General features: G+C 29.6%; 4 protein-coding genes. 2 read left to right on the forward strand and 2 right to left on the reverse strand.

Annotation, left to right across the window (positions count from 1 at the left end):
• Positions 1 to 1,246, reverse strand: a 1,246-nt coding sequence (locus SA378_RS03035; protein WP_318524515.1) for a CHC2 zinc finger domain-containing protein, incomplete at its 3' end; no start/stop codon positions are given.
• A 174-nt stretch (positions 1,247 to 1,420) separates the two neighbouring features.
• Positions 1,421 to 2,503, reverse strand: a complete 1,083-nt coding sequence (locus SA378_RS03040) for a hypothetical protein (RefSeq protein WP_318524516.1) — start codon at positions 2,501 to 2,503, stop codon at positions 1,421 to 1,423.
• Between the two features lie 216 nt (positions 2,504 to 2,719).
• Here SA378_RS03040 and SA378_RS03045 point away from each other — a divergent pair, with 216 nt between their 5' ends.
• Complete coding sequence (locus SA378_RS03045; RefSeq protein ID WP_318524517.1) at positions 2,720 to 2,881, forward strand: hypothetical protein; 162 nt, start codon at positions 2,720 to 2,722, stop codon at positions 2,879 to 2,881.
• A gap of 346 nt (positions 2,882 to 3,227) precedes the next feature.
• A partial coding sequence (locus SA378_RS03050; protein ID WP_318524518.1) for a class I SAM-dependent DNA methyltransferase occupies positions 3,228 to 4,707 on the forward strand: 1,480 nt, incomplete at its 3' end.

Here is a 4,707-nt window from a genome sequence, read left to right on the forward strand (position 1 = left end):
CACTTTCAACTTCAATACCATATGTTCTTTTATTAAGGTTCTTTCTTACATCTGATACTGCTTTTTTAAATGCTTCTTCCTCTGATAAAGCTTCAAAGCTATTTATATTAAGCATCTCAGCATCTTCTTTTGATATACCATTAAGATATGTATTTAAACAGCTTACAAATGGACCATTCAAATCTTTTACTCTACCACCAGCACCTATCAAATCTTTTACTCCACCATCAATTCTTGGATGCTCTACAATATAAGCTTTATACCCAAGTTCTTCTGCTACATCTAATGCTTTTGTTCGTCCTGTTTCATCATCATCAAAGTGTAGGAATATCTTATCAGCTTTTAAAAGAACTTCTTTCTCCTTACCCGTCATAGCATTAACACCTAAAAGAGCTGTCGAATTTGGGTATCCACATTGTATAGCAGTCAAACAGTCGAAAACACCTTCGAATACATAAACTTCTTTATAATTTCCATCCCTTATAATGTCACTATTCCATAATTTAAACTTACAAGCTGATTTGTTGTACTTACCATATTTTTTAATAACATCTTCGTTTAAATTTCTAGCTTCAAAACCTGTTATAACTCCATCCTTATATATTGGGAAAGTGATGCAATCTTTAAGTGTAGCAACAACATCTGTACCATCTACAACTCTTAACACACCTAAGTCTATTAAAGGTTGAATATCTTCAACACTATTTCTGCTCTTAATATATTTTATTTCCACTGCTTTATATAATAGAACTTCTTCATATTCTCCATCACTATAACCAATACCTTCTGCTTTTGCAGTTTCTCTTTTTATTCCTCTGACATCTAAATAGTCATTGAGCTTCTTCCAATTTTCACTTCCATAGTTATGTTTCGTAAAATAGTCGTTGAGCCAATCTAACAGCTCACTACTTTCACTGCTTTTAGTCAGCTCTTTATAGGAAGCACTAAATATAGGCTCTTTTCCTGTTATTTGCCCTGCTATTTTAACTGCTTCCAAATACCCAAGTTCCTCCATATCCATTATAAAATTAAGTGGTGACCCACTCCTTCCACAACCAAAGCATTTATAAAAATGTTCATCTTTGATAGAAAATGATGGTGTTGAATCTGCTCCCCCATGATTTGGCAATGGGCAATTTATTTTTGAGCCATGAACCTCTATTCCGTAGTGTTCCATAACCATATCCATAGTTAAATCTTGTAGTATATCCTCTAAATTAATAATTCCATTGTAAGTTTTCCCCATTTTGTTTCTCCCTTCGATTATTGAAATTGTAGAGCCTGTCCTTTTCTAATATTATTAATTTTTGTTTTACAGGCTCTAATGTTATTTACTGTTAATAAGCTGTTTCATATTGAATTTTTTAAGCTTAAAAATTTATATTTATAAAGTATTTTTTTCTTAAAATTTCAATTTGCTTTATTTTCTTTCTTTATTTTCTTTCTTTTCTTTATGATGTCTAAATAAATAGTCCATACAGTCAACACCATGTGTATTATTTATTTCTTTAAGCCAATTTATAATCGTTACATTTAATGTGTCTTTTTGTTGAGATACAGCAGATTCACTAATATCATACTTTTCAGCTATGTCAGAATAAGAATTCACACCATATTCTTTATCTACATCTGGATGCTCAGACTTTATAATGTATACTTTAAAAATGTCAGTCTTAACGTCATTTATCTCTTTGCTTCTATTTGGTTTTCCTGCCTTATGCCATGCTTCATTTGATTTTTTTACTCTATGTTTTAATTCTTGTAATATTGCTTTTTTAATATCATTATCATCATCAATATAGTATCCTCTTAAGTTTTCTACACTAAGTGTATCGGCTAAAGTTCTATCATCATCTTCCCCTAAAGGTTCTGACAAATATTTTATTTCACCGATATTCATTACTTCTTCAACATTTTTTATAGACATCTTATATCCTTTACCTGTATTCGTTCTAGCATCTTTAAAGTAAGAAACTACATCATCAATTATTTTTTTGTCACTTGTATCTTTATTGGAAATTTGTCTGAACTCCCTAATTTTTGTTTCGATTTTTTTCTGTTTTGGTGTTAAATGAGAATTTCTATTTTTACGGTTGTAGTCATATAAAGCACCAATAGATTTTTTCGAGAAGTAGCCTACAAAATTTTCCTTAATTTGTATCCCTTTATCATCTAAAAAATAACTGTTTTCAATTTTTCTATTGCTCATAGATTCTAAAATCTTTATATGTCCTTCACTAATTAAGTCCTCATAAAAATTTTTATCTTTACAGCTCAATTTTTCACTCTTATCGGAAATAGGCTTTGCCAAGTGATAAATCAAAACCTTATTTGCTATTTCTCTAGCTTTTATTTCTCCGTCTACTTGTCCATATTCAGAATATAAATCTTTAATTTTTTTAGTCAGAGCATTTAATAATACTTTTTCATCTTTTCCCTTTAAATCTGAACTCAATTCATTTTCATAATTTTCTTTCAATGTTACTAAAATATTTTTTTCCATAATTCCCTCCAAATTTTTTTTTAATTATTAAAAACTTCATAAACTACTACTTCTACATACTTCTCGATACCATCTAGAACGGTTATTTAGAGCAAAAATCACCCCTCTGTTCAAAGTTTTTTAATTGCAGTTCATATTCGCTTGTCAAGGTTCAAACCCATCCCCTCCTATATTTTTAAATTCCTATATTTACCTACTGTTCATTTGGAAGAGATTTTGGTATTCATAAAAGCTGTGGAGTCCATCATCAGCGTTGGAAGAAAAATTAATTATGGAAAGAATGTTTGTTTTGTGAATAACGAAGTGTGGAGTGATATATTAATCAGTACAAATAATTTTGTAATTGCAGAGCATACAGATTATTTGCTTGAAATTTGATGTTAGTAAAATTTAAATTTGCTGTATAAAAACACACTTGTTAATCTTTTGTAATAATTAATAGTGGAATTATATTTAGAAAATTAGGAAAATAATCAATTTCTAAGTGCAGTTCAAATAAGTCAGAAATTTAAGGTAGATATTAAATCAGTTCAGCTTTTCGTTTATATTTGATTTATTAAGGTTAATAGTATGGAGAATTACTTTCGGAATAAAAATAGTGCAAATTTCTATGGTAGATATTGATTTTTCAAGTAAAACGGAAATAAGTGTTGTTCTAAATTTAGAAATGCTTTATAATTAGTACATAATTTACAAATTGAATTCAATATTTCAGGGGGATGAAATGGCTAAGAAAGAAGTTGTAACGGATTTATGGGTTTATAATTTACTGAAAGAAGCAAATGTTAATTTAGAGCCACAGGGGAGTACTATAAAAGAAATTGATGATGCTTTAAAAACTGCTTCTAAGAATGGTACAGGAAATGTTGGTTTTCCAGAATATGTAGGGGTTGTTAAGGATTTTCTTTTATTGATAGAAGATAAAGCCGATTTATCAAAACATATTAAATTAGATGACAAAGAAAATATCAGCACTAAGAAGAAAGATGTAAAAGATTATGCTGTGAACGGAGCTTTATACTATGGTAAGCATTTAGCAAACAATACTACATACAAAAAGGTAATTGCCTTTGGTATATCTGGCAACGAAAAGAAACATAAAATTAGTCCTATTTATATTGATGAAACAGAATATTACAGAGAACTTCCAGAAGTTGAATCCTTTATTTCTTTTAATGAAAGTAATATAGACGAATACTACACCAGAGAAGTTTTAAAAGAAGATACTGATACAGAAAAAGAAACTGTCGAAATACTAAAAGATGCTGCTGACCTTCATGAAGATTTAAGGAACTACGGAAATCTAAAAGATATAGACAAACCTTTAGTAGTTTCTGGAATTTTATTAGCACTTAGAGAAATTAAAGAGAAGAATTTTTCCATTGATGACTTAACAGGAGATACCATAAAAACTGACGGTCAAAAGATATACCAAGCTATCAAAGATAATTTGCAACGGTCAAATATAGCAACGGAAGTTAAAAAAGATAAACTTTTAAGTCAATTTGCTATTATTAAAGATACAGTTATTTTAAATGAAAAACACCAAAAATTAGCAAAAACACCTTTAAAGCACTATACAGAATTTTTATACAGTAAAATATTTCAGAACATAATATATACAAGTACAGCAGAAGATTATTTAGGAAGATTTTATGGGGAGTTTATGTCCTATTCTGGTGGAGATGGACAAACATTAGGTATTGTGCTAACACCAAAGCATATCACAGAATTATTTTGTGATTTACTTGATTTAAAATCAAAGGATGTAGTTTTTGACCCATGTTGCGGAACCGGGGGATTTTTGATTGCTAGTATGCATAGTATGTTAAAACAAGCAACAGATAGCACTGAACAGGACAACATCAAACAAAAACAATTACATGGTTTAGAGCTTCAACCTTATATGTTTACCATAGCAACTACAAACATGATATTAAGAGGGGATGGAAAAAGTAATCTCATCAATGAAGATTTCTTCAAACATTCACCAAGTAAATATCAATTAAAACAAGCTACAGTTGGAATGATGAATCCTCCATATTCACAAGGCTCTAAAGCTAATCCAGAGCTATACGAAATAAACTTTACTGAACATTTATTAAATTCTTTAGTAAAAGGAGGAAGATGTGCTGTAATAATACCTCAATCCTCTTTAACAGGAAAAACAAATGAAGAACAGCAGATAAAGGAGAACATTTTAA

It is taken from the genome of Sedimentibacter sp. (genome assembly GCF_033447055.1).
GTDB lineage: Bacteria > Bacillota > Clostridia > Tissierellales > Sedimentibacteraceae > Sedimentibacter.

Excerpts from the sequence above, each read along its gene's own strand:
- SA378_RS03040 (WP_318524516.1), bottom strand. The coding sequence starts at position 2,503 with ATGGAAAAAAATATTTTAGTAACATTGAAAGAAAATTATGAAAATGAA.